Source organism: Pantoea deleyi (assembly GCF_022647325.1).
In the GTDB taxonomy this organism is placed as follows: domain Bacteria; phylum Pseudomonadota; class Gammaproteobacteria; order Enterobacterales; family Enterobacteriaceae; genus Pantoea; species Pantoea deleyi.
On sequence record NZ_CP071405.1, the window covers coordinates 1956820 to 1971588 of the forward strand.

General features: G+C 60.7%; 14 protein-coding genes. 7 read left to right on the forward strand and 7 right to left on the reverse strand.

Annotated elements, in window-relative coordinates; genetic code table 11:
* The first annotated feature begins 67 nt into the window (after nt 1-67).
* A complete protein-coding gene (locus J1C59_RS09185; RefSeq protein ID WP_128086691.1) occupies nt 68-1234 on the forward strand; it encodes a methionine aminotransferase in 1167 nt (388 codons plus the stop codon).
* Between the two features lie 64 nt (nt 1235-1298).
* Nucleotides 1299-2075: an ABC transporter substrate-binding protein gene (locus J1C59_RS09190; RefSeq protein WP_128086692.1), complete on the forward strand. Its 777-nt coding sequence runs from the start codon at nt 1299-1301 to the stop codon at nt 2073-2075.
* 35 nt (nt 2076-2110) lie between these two features.
* Here J1C59_RS09190 and pepT read toward each other — a convergent pair whose 3' ends face one another.
* Nucleotides 2111-3337, reverse strand: coding sequence for a peptidase T (gene pepT / locus J1C59_RS09195; protein WP_128086693.1), 1227 nt, complete (start codon nt 3335-3337; stop codon nt 2111-2113).
* A 127-nt stretch (nt 3338-3464) separates the two neighbouring features.
* On the opposite strand from pepT, the gene J1C59_RS09200 reads away from it, so the two are divergent.
* Nucleotides 3465-5060 carry an ABC transporter substrate-binding protein gene (locus tag J1C59_RS09200; protein ID WP_128086694.1) on the forward strand — a complete coding sequence of 532 codons (1596 nt, stop codon included), beginning with the start codon at nt 3465-3467 and terminating at the stop codon, nt 5058-5060.
* Between the two features lie 118 nt (nt 5061-5178).
* Here the strand turns inward: J1C59_RS09200 and J1C59_RS09205 are convergent, their stop codons facing one another.
* Nucleotides 5179-6093, reverse strand: coding sequence for a LysR family transcriptional regulator (locus tag J1C59_RS09205; RefSeq protein WP_128086695.1), 915 nt, complete (start codon nt 6091-6093; stop codon nt 5179-5181).
* A 140-nt stretch (nt 6094-6233) separates the two neighbouring features.
* On the opposite strand from J1C59_RS09205, the gene J1C59_RS09210 reads away from it, so the two are divergent.
* Complete coding sequence (locus J1C59_RS09210; protein WP_140917243.1) at nt 6234-7655, forward strand: M20 family metallopeptidase; 1422 nt, start codon at nt 6234-6236, stop codon at nt 7653-7655.
* Nucleotides 7652-8920, forward strand: coding sequence for an MFS transporter (locus J1C59_RS09215; RefSeq protein ID WP_128086961.1), 1269 nt, complete (start codon nt 7652-7654; stop codon nt 8918-8920). Before J1C59_RS09210 ends, J1C59_RS09215 begins: the two co-directional genes overlap by 4 nt.
* A gap of 160 nt (nt 8921-9080) precedes the next feature.
* Here J1C59_RS09215 and aldA read toward each other — a convergent pair whose 3' ends face one another.
* Nucleotides 9081-10517 carry an aldehyde dehydrogenase gene (gene aldA, locus J1C59_RS09220; protein WP_140917242.1) on the reverse strand — a complete coding sequence of 479 codons (1437 nt, stop codon included), beginning with the start codon at nt 10515-10517 and terminating at the stop codon, nt 9081-9083.
* A gap of 195 nt (nt 10518-10712) precedes the next feature.
* Between aldA and J1C59_RS09225 the strand changes: the two genes are divergently transcribed.
* Entirely contained in the window at nt 10713-10979 is a 267-nt protein-coding gene (locus J1C59_RS09225) for a DksA/TraR family C4-type zinc finger protein (protein ID WP_128085312.1), read from the forward strand.
* A gap of 3 nt (nt 10980-10982) precedes the next feature.
* On the opposite strand, the gene J1C59_RS09230 is transcribed toward J1C59_RS09225, so the two are convergent.
* On the reverse strand, nt 10983-11081 hold the full coding sequence (locus J1C59_RS09230) for a YoaK family small membrane protein (RefSeq protein ID WP_139805882.1): 99 nt from the start codon (nt 11079-11081) through the stop codon (nt 10983-10985).
* 42 nt (nt 11082-11123) lie between these two features.
* The gene (locus tag J1C59_RS09235) at nt 11124-11447 is read right to left on the reverse strand and encodes a hypothetical protein (RefSeq protein WP_128085311.1); all 324 of its coding nucleotides are present in this window, start codon (nt 11445-11447) and stop codon (nt 11124-11126) included.
* A gap of 358 nt (nt 11448-11805) precedes the next feature.
* Between J1C59_RS09235 and rhaT the strand changes: the two genes are divergently transcribed.
* A complete protein-coding gene (rhaT, locus tag J1C59_RS09240) occupies nt 11806-12840 on the forward strand; it encodes an L-rhamnose/proton symporter RhaT (protein ID WP_140917241.1) in 1035 nt (344 codons plus the stop codon).
* Nucleotides 12841-12895: 55 nt separating this feature from the next.
* Here the strand turns inward: rhaT and rhaR are convergent, their stop codons facing one another.
* Together rhaR and rhaS are read right to left on the reverse strand one after the other, a co-directional pair.
* The gene (rhaR, locus tag J1C59_RS09245) at nt 12896-13762 is read right to left on the reverse strand and encodes an HTH-type transcriptional activator RhaR (RefSeq protein ID WP_140917240.1); all 867 of its coding nucleotides are present in this window, start codon (nt 13760-13762) and stop codon (nt 12896-12898) included.
* A gap of 10 nt (nt 13763-13772) precedes the next feature.
* Nucleotides 13773-14594 carry an HTH-type transcriptional activator RhaS gene (gene rhaS / locus J1C59_RS09250; RefSeq protein ID WP_128085310.1) on the reverse strand — a complete coding sequence of 274 codons (822 nt, stop codon included), beginning with the start codon at nt 14592-14594 and terminating at the stop codon, nt 13773-13775.
* Between the last annotated feature and the right edge of the window lie 175 nt (nt 14595-14769).

The following is a 14769-nucleotide window of genomic DNA, read 5'->3' on the forward strand; positions in this document are numbered from 1 at the left end:
ACTCAAGCCACACCTCGTTGAATAGCGGTTCAGCCTATCTGAGCGGTTTTTCCCTGACGGAGAGTGTATGTCCCTGAAAACGCCTGTTGCGATCCACCCCAAACTGCCGGATGTCGGCACCACCATTTTCAGCGTCATCGGCCAGCTGTCGGCGCAGCATCAGGCGATCAACCTGTCGCAGGGCGCACCCGGTTTTCCCTGCGACCCGGCGCTGGTCGACGCGGTGAGCCAGGCGATGGCGGCGGGGCATAATCAGTATGCCGCCATGATGGGCCTGCCTGCCTTACGCGAGGCCCTTGCCCATAAAGTGCAGACGCTCTACGGGCAGCGCTATGATCCGGCCAGCGAAGTGCTGATCACCGGCAGCGCCAGCCAGGGACTTTACATGGCAATTACGGCTCTGGTGCATCAGGGCGATGAGGTAATTTTCTTTGAACCGGCGTTCGACAGCTACGCGCCGGTGGTGCGACTGCAGGGCGGCAGGCCGGTGGGGCTGAAGCTGCAGGTGCCCTCCTTTGCCATCGACTGGGATCAGCTGCGGGCGGCGATTACCCCGCGCACCCGGATGATCATCATCAACACGCCGCACAACCCCAGCGCGCAGGTGCTGACCCCGGAAGATCTGAATCAGCTGGCCGCGCTGATCCGCAACACCGACATCGTGGTGCTTTCGGATGAGGTCTATGAGCATATTCTGTTCGATGGCCGTCCGCATTGCGGGATGGCCACGCACCCGGAGCTGGCCGCGCGCAGCGTTATCGTCTCCTCATTCGGCAAAACCTTTCACGTCACCGGCTGGCGGGTTGGCTACTGTCTGGCCCCGGCGGCGCTGATGACCGAACTGGTCAAGGTACATCAGTTTATGATGTACGCCGCCGATACGCCGATGCAGGTGGGGTTTGCCCACTATCTGCAAAACCCGCAGAACTATCTGTCGCTTAACGCCTTCTATCAGCAGAAGCGCGATCGGCTGACGGCGCTGATGCAGCATTCCCCGTTCCGGCTGCTGCCGAGCGCCGGGTCGTTCTTTATGCTCGCCAGTTATGGACATTTCAGTGACGAACCGGACAGTGAAATGGTAAAACGTCTTATCGTCGATCACGGAGTGGCGACCATTCCGCTGTCGGCGTTTTATATGGATGGCACAGACAATAAACTGATTCGTCTCTCTTTTGCCAAAGACGAGGCGACACTTGAGGCGGGCGCGGCTGCGCTTTGTGCTTTTTCTCACTGAACTGCGCCACCGCGCAGGGCAGACCGGGAAACAGATAACCAGGACTTTTCGGGGTAAACAGAGAATGAAGAAACTGAACGCGCTTTTTCTCGCGCTGGGGATGATGAGCTCCGTGCAGGCACTGGCACAGGATTTACGGTACGGTGTGGAGTCGCAATATCCCCCGTTTGAGAGCCGCAACGCCAAAGGCGAGCTGGAAGGCTTTGATATCGATCTGGGCAATGCCATCTGTCAGGCGGGTAACTTCTCCTGCCACTGGGTGGAAAGCAGTTTTGATGCGCTGATCCCGGCGCTGCAGGCGAAGAAGTTTGACGCGATCAACTCGGCGATGAACATCACCGAAGCGCGCGCAAAAAGCATCGCCTTCACGCAGCCGATCTACCGCATTCCGACCATGCTGGTGGCGAAAAAGGGTGAAAATCTGGCGCCAACGGCAGAGAGCCTGCGCGGCAAAAACATCGGCGTGTTGCAGGGATCGATTCAGGAAACCTATGCCAAAAAACACTGGGAGAGCCAGGGCGTGACGGTCACCTCCTATCAGGATCAGAATCAGGTCTATAACGACATGGTCGCGGGCCGCCTCGACGGAACGCTGGTGATGTCCGCAGCCGGTCAGTCCGGCTTCCTGGACAAACCGCAGGGCAAAGGTTTTGGCTTTGCTGGCAAACCGGTTGAGGATGATGCGATTCTGGGGTCAGGCATCGGCTACGGCCTGCGCAAAGATGATGCGCAGCTGAAGCAGTCGCTGGATGCGGCCATCGCCAAAGTACAGAGCGACGGCACCCTCAAAAAACTGGCGGAGAAGTATTTCCCGGGTATCGACGTCAGCGCGAAACCCTGATGCTCACCGGGCGCGTTCTGCGCCCGGTTTTCTCCTCAGCCCGCCGCCAGATGGCAGAGCTTCTCTGCAACCTGGTAAGATTTCACAAAAGACGTCAGCGGCAGAAACTCGAAGCGTGAATGGAAGTTGTGCGCGCCGGTAAAGAAGTTCGGCGTCAGCAGGCCCTTCGCGGAGAGCGCTGCACCGTCTGTGCCACCGCGCATCGGGATCACTTTGGGTTCAATCTCCAGCGCCGCAAAAGCGCTGAAGATCAGATCGATGGCCCGGCGATCCTCGCCCAGCGCATTGCTGATGTTGCTGTAAATATCGCTGAGCGTGATGCTGACATCGCCGGTGGGATAGCGCGCTGCAATAGTCTCTGCGGCCCGCCGGAGCTGCTGCTTGCGATCCGCAAAACGGCTCAGGTCGAAGTCGCGAATTGAGGCTTTAAGCGTCGCCTGGCTGGCGTTGGCCTGAATCTCGTTGAACCAGATATAGCCCTCACGGCCCTCGGTGTGCTCCGGCGTCTCCTGCCGATCGAACAGGCTGATGTAGTCGTGGGCCATCAGCAGCGGATTCACCAGCACCCCTTTGCCCGACATCGGATGCGCCGGCACGCCGGTAAAGACGATTTCTGCGGCGGCACCATTGAAGTTTTCATAGACTACCTCGCCCAGTTCGCAGCAGTCGATGGTCCAGGCAAAATCGACGTTAAAGCGCGTCTCCAGATCCAGCGCTTTCGCGCCGCGCAGGCCAATCTCCTCGTCTGGCACAAAGGCGACCACGATGTCGCCGTGGTCACCCCGCAGGTTCTCCATCAGCGTCATCACCACCGTAACGGCGGCTTTGTTGTCCGCACCCAGCACGCTGGTCCCGTCGCTGAAGATGATCGGCTGGCCGACGTAGGGCGCGATCTCCGGATGTTCATCGCGGCGCAGCCAGATATCCTGCTCTGCATTCAGGCAGAGGTCGTCGCCCTGCCAGGTGAGGATCTGCGGATGAATATCGGGCGACAGGCCGACATCGACGGTGTCGATATGGGTGATAAAGCCGATGCGCGGAGCGTCGGGGCGGTTACCGCGTTTCACCGCCGTCACCGTGGCGTGATCATCGATCACCACCTCATCCAGCCCCAGCGCGCGCAGCTCTTCCGCCAGCAGGGCGGCCATCGCGTGCTGGCCCGGCGTACTCGGCAGCGAGGTCGATTTCGCATCGCTCTGACTGCTGACGGCGAGGTAACGGAAGAAACGTCGGGTGAGTTGCGACTCTAGATTGTCTGTCATCACTAATCCTTATTAGTCAGCCACGCGCGGGGTTCGCTATGGTGCCGAATCGTGCTATCAATGAAGCATCTGAATGATTCATTTAGATATTGTGATCACCGGAAGTCAATACAAAGCGAGGATAATAATGAAAATCAGGATAGCTACCTTAGCGCTTGTTACGGCTGGAATCGCGCTGGCAGGCAGCGTCAACGCCAAAACGCTGGTCTACTGTTCGGAGGGGTCGCCAGAGAACTTTAACCCTCAGCTCTATACCTCGGGAACCAGCGTCGACGCCAGCGCGGTGCCGGTTTTTAACCGTCTGGTCGACTTCACGCCAGGCACCACCCATCTGGTGCCGAGTCTGGCGGAAAGCTGGGAGATCAGCCCGGATGGCACCGTCTACACCTTCCATCTGCGTAAGAACGTGAAGTTCCAGAGTAACAAACAGTTCCGCCCCAGCCGCGACTTCAACGCCGACGATGTGATCTTCTCGTTCATGCGCCAGATGGATCCGAAAAATCCCTATCACGCTGTCTCCGGCGGCACCTATTCCAACTTCGAAAGTCTGGAACTCGCCACGCTGATCAAAAGCATCGACCGGGTGGACGATCATACCGTGCGCTTTACGCTCTCCCATCCTGAAGCGCCGTTCCTGGCCGATCTGGCCTGGTATTTCGCCTCCATACACTCAGCAGAGTATGCCGATGCCATGCTGAAAGCGGGGACGCCGGAAAAGGTCGATATGAACCCGATCGGCACCGGCCCGTTTGAGCTGGTGCAGTACCAGAAAGATTCCCGCATCCTCTACAAAGCCTTCCCGGACTACTGGCAGGGCAAGGCGAAGCTCGATCGGCTGGTGTTCAGCATCACCCCGGACGCCTCCGTGCGCTATGCCAAGCTGGAGAAGAACGAGTGTCAGGTGATGCCATTCCCCAATCCGGCCGACCTGGAGAAAATGCGCGCCAACCCGGCGATCAGTCTGGAGCAGAAAGCCGGGCTCAACACCGGCTTCCTGGCGTTTAACACCACCAGGGCGCCAACCGACAACGTCAAGGTTCGTCAGGCGCTGGCGATGGCGATCAACAAACCGGCGATCATAGAAGCGATTTTCAAAGGCACCGGCACGGTGGCGAAAAATATCCTGCCGCCGGGCGTCTGGAGCGCCGATAAAGATCTGAAAGATTACGACTACGATCCGGAGCAGGCGAAAGCCCTGTTGCAGCAGGCTGGCGTGAAACCCGGCACCGAAATTGCGCTCTGGGCGATGCCGGTGCAGCGGCCCTATAATCCGAATGCCCGCCGGATGGCGGAGATGATTCAGGCGGACTGGGCTAAAGTCGGCATCAAAGCCAATATCGTCAGCTACGAGTGGGGCGAATACCTGAAGCGGGTGCGCAGCGGTGAGCATCAGGCGGCGCTGATGGGCTGGACAACCGCAACCGGAGACCCCGATAACTTCTTTGGCCCGCTCTACAGCTGCACCTCCGCGCAGGGCGGATCGAACGCCTCTAAATGGTGCTATCAGCCGTTTGAGACGTTAATCACCAAAGCGCGTGCCGAACCGGACCAGGGCAAACGCACCGCGCTCTACCTGCAGGCGCAGCAGATCATGCATGACCAGATGCCCGCCGTGATGATCGCGCACTCCACCATCTTCGAACCGGTGCGCAAATCGGTCAGCGGCTATCAGGTTGATCCGTTCGGCAAGCACATCTTCTATCAGGTCGATATCAAGCCGTAAGACGCCGCGACCCCCTCCCGGGTGGGTCGCTGCTGATGCGCGCCTCTCAGGCGCGTGCTGCCTGGGATTCATCAGCGCTAAGGCGGCAACCGGTGCCAGCCGGGTGTCTCCCAGCGTCTTATCCCAGCCTGACCTGCTGATCCAGGTCTGTCAGCCGCTGCTGCAGAAACTCCAGGAACAGCGTCAGCGCCGCGTTGCGCTGGCGGCCGGACACCGTCTGCAGCTGCAGCGTGCGCTGGCTTAACTGATCCACCCCCATCGATCGCAGCACCAGATTCTGCGTTTCGCCCGCAAACAGCAGGGTGAATGCGCTACAGATGGTGACGGCCTGCGGCGTATGCAGCAGGAAGTGGTAAAGGGCGGCGAAATAGTCGCAGGTCAGCACCGGCTCGACCACGCAGTCGTTCATCTGACAGGAGAGGTCAAACAGCTGTCGCACCGTGGTGTGCTGCCCCGGCAGCGCCAGCGGCCAGCGGTGGAGATCGGCCAGCGTCACCTGACGGGACGCCAGGGGATGTGACTGATGAATTGCCAGCAACACCGGTGCTGGCCAGGAACCGAGCACCTCGACGCTGCGCTCCGGCTGCAGGCTGAACTGCAGCGCCACATCACACTCGCCCGCGCGGACGCAGTCCGCCACGCCCTGGGCGTGGGTCACGTTCAGGGCGAACAGCGCCCCCGGATAGCGCTGCCGGAATTCGGCCAGCAGGCCGGGCAGCAGGCTGAACGCCATGCCATCGGTGCAGGCGATGCGGATCAGGCTGCGCCGGACCGCCTTCAGTCCTTTGATCTCCGCCAGCGCATACGCCATATCGCGCTGACTTTTGCGTACGTGATGCGCAAACAGCTCTCCCGCCTCGGTCAGCACCATGCCGCGCGCATGACGCCGGAACAGCGGGGCACCCACCTGTGCCTCCAGGCGCTGAATCTGACGGCTGATGGCCGACACGGCGACAAAGAGCTGCTCGCTGGCGGCGCTCAAGGATCCGCACTCTGTGACCGCCAGAAAGTAGCGGATCTCGCTGCTTAACATCGTACCTCCGGCTGAACGCCTCATTACAGGGCAGGGATGCGTTGCTTAAAAAGCAAAGCAGACTCGATAAATTGATAATTGTGGCAAAGGAGGAAGTTTGTCAAAGATAAAGCACGATAAAAATAACAGGAAGCGCAGACATGACAGAACAACAGGCCGTCGATCGGGCCATGCACTACTTCGACACCGGGGCATTCCGGACGCTGCTGGCACGCCGGGTTGCCTGCGTCACCGAAAGCCAGCACGCCAGCCGCCAGGCGGAGCTGACGCACTATCTGACGCAGGAGATCGGGCCGCAGCTGGCGGCGATGGGCTTTACGCTGCATCCGTTTGAGAATCCGCAGCCCGGCAGCCCGCCGTTTCTGATTGCCACCCGCATCGAAGATCCCGCAAAGCCCACGCTGCTCTGCTACGGCCACGGCGACGTCGTGTTCGGTGACGATGAGAACTGGCGCGAGGGATTATCCCCCTGGCAGCTTACCGAAGAGGGTGACCGGCTCTATGGCCGTGGCAGCGCGGACAACAAAGGTCAGCACTGTATCAATTTTGCGGCGCTGGAGCAGGTGTGGCAGGCGCGCGGCGGCACGCTGGGCTTTAACTGCAAAATCCTGTTTGAAATGGGCGAGGAGATCAGTTCGCCAGGGTTAGCGGCTATCTGCCAGCAGCAGCAGGCGCTGCTGAAGGCGGATCTCTTTATCGCCTCCGACGGCCCACGACTCAACGCGCTGCGGCCGACGCTGTTCCTGGGATCACGCGGCGCGGCCAACTTCCGGCTGACTATCCGGGCGCGCGACAACGCCTATCACTCCGGCAACTGGGGCGGCCTGCTGAGCAACCCCGGCACCCAGCTGGCAAACGCGCTGGCCTGCCTGGTGAACGCGCAGGGCGTGCTGCAGGTTGCCGCGTTAAAGCCGGACTCCCTGACCGATGCGGTGCGTGCCATCCTGCGCGATATCGAGCCCGGCGGGATGCCGGGCGATCCGGCGCTGGCCACAGGCTGGGGCGAACCGGGACTGACAGCGGCCGAGCGTCTTTATGGCTGGAACACCCTGGAGGTGCTGGCCTTTGAAACCGGTAACCCGGCCCGGCCGATGAATGCGATTCCCGGCAGCGCCACGGCGGTGTGTCAGCTGCGCTTTGTGGTCGGCACCGACTGGCAGAATCTGGTGCAGCACGTCGAACAGCATCTGCGGCAGCATGGGTTCGACAACGTCAGCGTGGCGTTTATGCGCGGCTCACCGGCCACCCGACTCGATCCGCAGGATCCGCTGGTAGCCTGGGCGCTGGATACCCTGGCCCGCGGCAGCGGTAAGAAACCGGCGCTGTTGCCGAATCTGGGCGGCTCACTTCCCAACGAGGTCTTTGCCGATATCCTCGGCCTGCCGACGCTCTGGGTGCCGCACTCCTATCCCGCCTGCGGTCAGCACGGGGTAAACGAACATCTGCTCACCGGCATTGCCCGCGAAGGGCTGGCGATCATGACCCGTCTGTTCTGGCAACTGGGTGAAGAGGGCGAATCGCTGATGGCGCGCCACCACCAGTGGCGGAGGGGGCAACGATGAGCCGCCACATTCAGGCATCCTCGCCGGTGAAGCCGGATCTGCATAAAACCCTGTTTGCGACCTGCATCGGCAACGCGCTGGAGTGGTTCGACATCGCGGTCTACGGTTTTTTCGCCAGCTATATCGCGCACGTCTTCTTTCCGGTCAGCGATCCCGCGGTGTCGCTGCTGCTGACCTTTGGCAGCTTCGGCATCTCGTTTCTGATCCGTCCGCTGGGCGCGGTTGTGCTGGGCAACTATGCCGACCGGCATGGCCGCAAAAAGGCGCTGTTGCTGTCGATTAACCTGATGATGCTGGGCGGGGCGATCATTACCTTTATGCCGGGCTACGCCACCCTGGGCCTGGCGGCACCGCTGCTGATCCTCCTGGCGCGTCTGATTCAGGGCTTCTCGGCCGGTGGTGAGTTTGGCAGTTCCACCGCCTTTCTGGTGGAGCACTTCCCGGCGCGCAAAGCCTTTATCGCCAGCTGGCAGTTTGCGACCCAGGGGGCCAGCACGCTGATGGCATCGGCTTTCGGGCTGGGGCTGACCCACTGGCTGAGCGAAAGCGAGATTCAGGCGTGGGGCTGGCGCATTCCGTTTGCCTTCGGCCTGCTGATCGGGCCGCTGGGGATCTACATCCGTCGTCATGTTCAGGAGCCGGCCAGCTTCGCCACCCGGGAGAAAGAGGCTGCGCCGCTGAAGACGCTGTTCGGCCAGCAGAAGGCGCTGATTACCCTGGCGATTGGCGTGATGGTCATCTCGACCGCCGTGAACTACATGCTCAACTACATCCCGACCTACGCCACCCGCACGCTGCATCTGCCGGGGTCGGTCGCCTTTACCGCGACGCTGGTGGCGGGCCTTATCCTGACCGTGGTGACGCCGCTGATGGGGTTATGGGCGGAGCGGATTGGCCGGTTGCCGCTGATGTGGGGATCGCTGCTGTTGCTGATGGTTACCATCTATCCCGCTTTCCGGGGCATGGTCAGTCACACCACGCCCACCACGCTTATCCTGCTGGTGGCATGGATGGCGCTGCTCAAGTCGGTCTACTTCTCCACGGTGCCCTCGGTGATGGCCGATCTCTTCCCGGCGACCACCCGCGCCAGCGGCATGGCGATCAGCTACAACGTGGCCGTGACAGTCTTTGGCGGGTTTGCGCCGCTGATCTGCAGCATGCTGATTGCCGCGACCGGCAGCAGTCTGGCGCCAGGCTACTACCTGATGGCGGTGGCGGGACTGAGCGGCATTGCGCTGCTGCGCTGTCGTCAGCGGGTAGCCTGACCGCACCCGGCGGACGCCACGCGCGCCGATCATAAAGCGGCTCGTTCCGGCGCTGGCTGCGCACTGCATGTCAGACGGTGCGCAGCCACGCGTGACGCGGAGGCTGGCACCTGCCTCCGCGACGGATTCCGCCGGGTTACGCGTACTACATCGCCAGCGATTATCTGAACTGCAGATAGGCGACATGGGTCTGGAGATACTCCTCCAGGCCATGCCTGCCGTCGGCCCCGCCCACACCCGATTTGCGCCATCCGGCATGAAAGCCCTGCATCGCCTCGAAGTTTTCACGGTTTACGTAGGTTTCCCCGAATTTCAGCTTTTGCAGCGCCGTCATCGTGGTATTAAGATCCCGCGTGTAGATGGAGGAGGTCAGCCCATATTCGCAGTCGTTAGCCAGGGCGATCGCCTCATCCAGCGTGCTGAACTTCATGACCGGCAGGACCGGGCCAAAGATCTCCTCCTGCATAATCGCCATCTCCTGGCGCACGTCGGTCAGCAGCGTAGGCTCAAAGAAGAAACCTTTGCCGCCAGCACGTTTGCCGCCCAGCACCACGCGCGCGCCGTCGGCGACCGCCTCCGCCACCTTCTGCTCCACCCGATCCCGCGCGGCAGCGGTAATCAGCGGCCCCATATGGATGTCGCTGCGTTCGGCCGGATCGCCAAAGGTCACCTGCTTAAATGCCGTGGTCAGCGCCTGAATAAAGCGGTCATAAATGCCCGCCTGAACGTAGACGCGCTCTGCGCAGTTACAGACCTGACCGCTGTTGATCATCCGCGAATCGATAATGGCGCGTACCGCCAGGTCGGTATCGGCATCATCCATCACGATGGCGGGGGCCTTGCCGCCCAGCTCCAGCGAGACGTTAGTGACATTCTTCGCGGCGGCCTGCATGGTGGCGATGCCCGCGCCGACGCTGCCGGTCAGACTTACCAGCCCGACGCCGGGGTTAGCCGCCAGCTCCTGTCCTACTTCCGGCCCCAGCCCATAGACGATGTTGATGACCCCAGCAGGCAGGCCCAGCCTGTGGATGATCCCGGCAAACAGCGCGGCGTTGTTGGGCGTCAGCTCGCTGGGCTTGATCACGATGGTGTTGCCGGTGATCAGGGCCGGTGCCGCTTTGCGGGCGATCAGGAAGAAAGGAAAGTTCCACGGCAGGATGCCGGTGGTGACGCCGATGGCCTTTTTAAACAGGAAGATATTCTCACCGGGGCGATCGCTGTTGATGATCTCCCCCTCATAGCGCCGCGCCCACTCGGCCATATAGTCCAGATAGTCGGCGGTAAACAGCACTTCGGTTTTTGCAAGGCCCTGCGTCTTTCCTCCTTCCGCGACGATGGCGGCGGTAAGTTCGGGTTCGGCCTCACGAATGGCGCTGGCAATCTTATGCAGCCAGACGCCACGCCTGACCGCAGGCAGCGCTTCCCATTCCGGCTGCGCGGCGGCGGCAGCGCGGATGGCGCGGCTGGCATCCTCACGGCTGCCCTGAGGGATGCGTGACAGCAGCGCCTCCGTCGCCGGATTCGTCACCTCGATCCATTGATCACCCTGATGGGTGACAAATTCGCCATTAATGTAATGTTGATGATGAGTTGTCATTTGTCGGCCTCTTCGCTATCGATACGTTGCAGTAATGTGATAGCAGGGTGAAGCAGATCGCCCGGCGCGACCTTTTGCTGGCTGCCAGCCACCGGGTTTGGCTGGCAGCCAGTGACAAAACCCGGTGAGTGCTGCGGCAAAATCGCCAATCTGTTGTAGATTTAAAGAAGTGAAACAGGCAGAACAGGGGGCATTATGGCTAACGGATGGGCATCAGAAGGGGCGGTCCAGGAGCAGATTGACAGCACCGTCAACGACGGCATCGAGCGCGTCAGGCAGGCGATCGGCCAGGGCGAGAGCGCGACCGAGTGTGAACGCTGTGGCGAGCCGATCCCGGAAGCGCGTCGTCAGGCGCTGAAAGGGGTACACTACTGCGTCTCGTGTCAGGAGAAGATCGATAAACAGCAGCAGAGCAGCAGTTTATATAATCGTCGCGGCAGTAAAGACAGCCAGCTGCGATGACGCCTAGGAGCCTGGCATCGCCAGGCCGCTGCCGATGAACCACGCCAGAAAGCTCACGCCCGCCACGATGATGGCGATGGGAAACAGAATGCCAATTCTCATTTTCTACCTGCTGCTAACCGCGATTGAGGGGCCGCGATCTTATCATGAGATCTGCAGGAGTGCGCGGTGGGTTTTCAGCAGGGTAAAGAGCTGGAATTGCGTGGCATCCTGCTCCTCGCGCAGCACGTCGCCCTTTCTGTAGCAGATATGCCGGACGTGGCCCAGTTGCCGCCAGACCACAATCGCCGAGGCAATCAGCGCGCAGTTCTGCTCTGCCTGCAGGCACTCAAGGGTGGCGTAGTGGGTGTCATCCAGCTGATTAACGAATACGTTTATCGCCCCGGCAGGCAATATCGCCCGGAGGTCATCCAGCATGACCTGGCTCACCGACCGCGAAAGAATCACCGTTAACCACTTTGTTGTCATCCCAGTCCCTGATCCCGCTCTGTTTGCCCCGTTTATACGACCTTGCCTGCCAGAAAGAAAGGCTTCTTTGCGCCTCTGCCATCCCGCGCGCGCAGCTGGCAGTCAGCACGAAATTGTGCTGCGCCACACAGCAGAATCGTGAAAAACACTGAATAATAAGCGACTTAACGGTTTATCCCCCCGGTTAACTGTCAAGGATGAAACTGTGATCCTTAACGTGAATAACGGGTAAATATTGCCACTCCGCGGTGGCTTCCGGCACTTATCCAAAGGCTGAGGAATTCCTGCTGAACGTAGACTGCCTGCTGAGCGGAAGCAGCAGCTTTCCGACAGGCCTTAACCTAACCGGGGAATAACAATGAACAGTGCCATTATCGCGGGTATCTTCTGGCATTTCGTCGGAGCCGCCAGCGCCGCATGTTTCTACGCGCCGTTTAAACAGGTAAAAAGATGGTCATGGGAAACCATGTGGTCGGTGGGAGGCCTGATGTCCTGGCTGATCCTGCCGTGGGCAGTGAGTGCCGTGTTACTGCCCGACTTTATGGCCTACTACCGCAGTTTCACGCTGTCACAGCTGATGCCGGTGTTTCTCTTTGGCGCCATGTGGGGTATCGGCAATATTAACTACGGCCTGACCATGCGCTATCTCGGCATGTCGATGGGGATCGGCATCGCCATCGGGATTACCCTGGTGGTCGGCACGCTGATGACGCCGCTGCTGCAGGGCCGCTTCGGGGCGCTGTTCGCCTCGTCCGGCGGTCGCTTAACCCTGCTGGGGGTGCTGGTGGCGCTGGCGGGTGTTGCCATTGTCTCGCGCGCCGGGCTGTTAAAGGAGCGGGCGCTCGGGATCAACGCCGAAGAGTTTAATCTCAGGAAAGGTCTGCTGCTGGCGGTGATGTGCGGCATCTTCTCCGCCGGAATGTCCTTCGCCATGGATGCGGCGAAACCGATGCATCAGGCCGCCGCCAGTCTGGGAATCGATCCGCTCTATGTCGCCTTGCCGAGCTACGTGGTGATCATGGGCGGCGGCGCGCTGGTCAATCTGGGCTTCTGCTTCTGGCGGCTGGCGACCCGGCCTGGGCTGTCGCTGCGCAGCGATTTTTCGGTCGCCAGGCCACTGCTGATCGCCAACATCGCCTTTGCCGTGCTCGGCGGCACCATGTGGTATCTGCAGTTTTTCTTCTACGCCTGGGGACACGCCAGAATTCCGGCGCAGTACGATTACGTCAGCTGGATGCTGCACATGAGCCTCTATGTGCTGTGCGGCGGGCTGGTGGGCCTGGTAATGAAAGAGTGGACATCGGCGGGGCGGCGACCGGTGAGCGTGCTCTCCATCGGCTGCGTGGTGATTATCATCGCCGCCAATATTGTGGGACTGGGTATGGCGGCCTGATCGGGAACGCGGCAGCACTTGAGGGTATCGAACGGGCCTGCTCAGCAGGCCCGTTTTAATTTGATTCCCTCTCTTTCAGCGCCGGATGCGGGGCGATAAAACGCTGACGCCAGGCGCTGGGCGTCAGGCCGGTGTCGCGGGTAAAGACCACCGAAAAGTAATTACTGTCATCAAAGCCGCAGCGGGCGGCGACCTCACCGATCAGGCACGCCTGCGTGCGCAGCAGATACTTCGCCTGGCAGAGCTGCAGCTGACGCAGGTAGTGACCGATGGTCATGCCGGTCTGCTGCCGAAAGAGTTGCTTCAGCGCCCGTTCGCTGAGCTGGTTATGCTGGCAGAACGCCGCCAGATCAAAGGGGCGGGCAATCGCGCCCTGCAGCGCGGACATCAGCAGATCGAGCTGTTCCCCCTCCGGCAGGGCCCAGGGGCGGTCGGCGGCATAGCCGTGGCGGCGCAGGATCAGCGCCAGCTGTAAAAACAGCGCTTCAGTGAGCTGCACCGACAGCGGATCGCTTTTGCGGCTCTCACGCTCCAGCTGGCCGATCACGCCACGCGCCAGCGACATGCCCCGGGTGGTCAGACGCCAGCTGCCGGGCGTATCCGGCCCCGGCTGCGGCAGCAGCTGTTGCCAGTCGAGCGCCAGGCCAAAACGGTCCTGGCAGTAGAGGATATTATCCAGCACCAGATTGTTAACGCTGTCGTAACTGTGGCAGTCGCTGTCGCGGATGTAGAAGACGTCGCCGCAGGTGATCAGCCACGGGCGATCGTTAAGAACGTGCAGGCCGTTACCGCGCCAGACGATGACGATCTCACTGAACTCGTGCCGGTGCGGCGGGAAAGAGGGCTGGGGCATCCTTTCGGCAATCGCTACCGGCAGATTTGGCGCGGGAAAATAGTCATCACGACTGAGGATCAAAGCCATTTCGGGTTCCTTACACCATCTGCTGACGCTCCGTTCGCGGGGCGCAGCCAAATTCGCGCCTGAACAGGGTCGAGAAGTGGTTACTGTCACCAAACCCACACTGAAAGGCGATATCGGTAATGCGCATATCGCTGTGGCGCAGCAGGTGACGGGCCTGTAACAGCCGCAGACGGTTCAGATAACGCTGCGGCGTGCTGCCGGTCTGCTGCTTCATCTGGCGGTGAAGGGTGCGGAGCGACAGGGAGAAGCGATCCGCCACCTCATCCCAGACGATCTCATCACTGTAGTGGTCGCCCAGCCAGTCGAGCAGGCGGTGCAGCCGCGCCTCCTGATCCTGACGCTGGCCGTCGATACCGGCTTCACGCAGCAGCACCAGTAGCTGCAAAAAGAGCTGCTCCTGGCGCGCCTGCTTCTCCAGCGACCAGGCCTCATCCTGCTGCATCTGCGCCGCCACGTTCAGCGCCTGCGCCATCACCCTGTGATTCAGTCGCCAGTGCGGCCGGTATTGCCCATCCTGATCGCAGGGCAGCAGAGCCTGCAGCCCGGAGAGAAATCGAAACGCGCCGGGGCTGCGATAGAGCACATTGGTCAGGCAGAGGTTATCGGTCTGCTCATACAGATGGCGGTCGTGATCGCGGACAAAACAGACACACCCGGCGCAGAGCGTCTGCGGCTGACCATTAAACACATGAATGCCCGAACCCTGCTCAACCAGCACAATCTCATAAAAATCATGATGATGTTCCGGAAAGGCCATCTGGGGGACGCGCGGTTCAATCGCTATCGCGTAATCGCCTTCCGGAAAGAAATCCGCACTGTGCAAGATGGTCATGACTGGCTCCCGCTGGTTAACAAAACTTTAACGCAGTCTAATCAGGACCCGCTTACCTTACCTTGAATTTTCAACCGCGCTGAGCAGGAATCGCGCTGATTTTTCAAGATATCCCCGGCAGTTAACAGATTTGCGGCAGGGGTCACATCCTCCTGCGTGCGGCCTCTGTGATCTC

Excerpts from the sequence above, each read along its gene's own strand:
- J1C59_RS09185 (WP_128086691.1), top strand. The coding sequence starts at position 68 with ATGTCCCTGAAAACGCCTGTTGCGATCCACCCCAAACTGCCGGATGTC.
- J1C59_RS09190 (WP_128086692.1), top strand. The coding sequence starts at position 1,299 with ATGAAGAAACTGAACGCGCTTTTTCTCGCGCTGGGGATGATGAGCTCC.
- pepT (WP_128086693.1), bottom strand. The coding sequence starts at position 3,337 with ATGACAGACAATCTAGAGTCGCAACTCACCCGACGTTTCTTCCGTTAC.
- J1C59_RS09200 (WP_128086694.1), top strand. The coding sequence starts at position 3,465 with ATGAAAATCAGGATAGCTACCTTAGCGCTTGTTACGGCTGGAATCGCG.
- J1C59_RS09205 (WP_128086695.1), bottom strand. The coding sequence starts at position 6,093 with ATGTTAAGCAGCGAGATCCGCTACTTTCTGGCGGTCACAGAGTGCGGA.
- J1C59_RS09210 (WP_140917243.1), top strand. The coding sequence starts at position 6,234 with ATGACAGAACAACAGGCCGTCGATCGGGCCATGCACTACTTCGACACC.
- J1C59_RS09215 (WP_128086961.1), top strand. The coding sequence starts at position 7,652 with ATGAGCCGCCACATTCAGGCATCCTCGCCGGTGAAGCCGGATCTGCAT.
- aldA (WP_140917242.1), bottom strand. The coding sequence starts at position 10,517 with ATGACAACTCATCATCAACATTACATTAATGGCGAATTTGTCACCCAT.
- J1C59_RS09225 (WP_128085312.1), top strand. The coding sequence starts at position 10,713 with ATGGCTAACGGATGGGCATCAGAAGGGGCGGTCCAGGAGCAGATTGAC.
- J1C59_RS09230 (WP_139805882.1), bottom strand. The coding sequence starts at position 11,081 with ATGAGAATTGGCATTCTGTTTCCCATCGCCATCATCGTGGCGGGCGTG.
- J1C59_RS09235 (WP_128085311.1), bottom strand. The coding sequence starts at position 11,447 with ATGACAACAAAGTGGTTAACGGTGATTCTTTCGCGGTCGGTGAGCCAG.
- rhaT (WP_140917241.1), top strand. The coding sequence starts at position 11,806 with ATGAACAGTGCCATTATCGCGGGTATCTTCTGGCATTTCGTCGGAGCC.
- rhaR (WP_140917240.1), bottom strand. The coding sequence starts at position 13,762 with ATGGCTTTGATCCTCAGTCGTGATGACTATTTTCCCGCGCCAAATCTG.
- rhaS (WP_128085310.1), bottom strand. The coding sequence starts at position 14,594 with ATGACCATCTTGCACAGTGCGGATTTCTTTCCGGAAGGCGATTACGCG.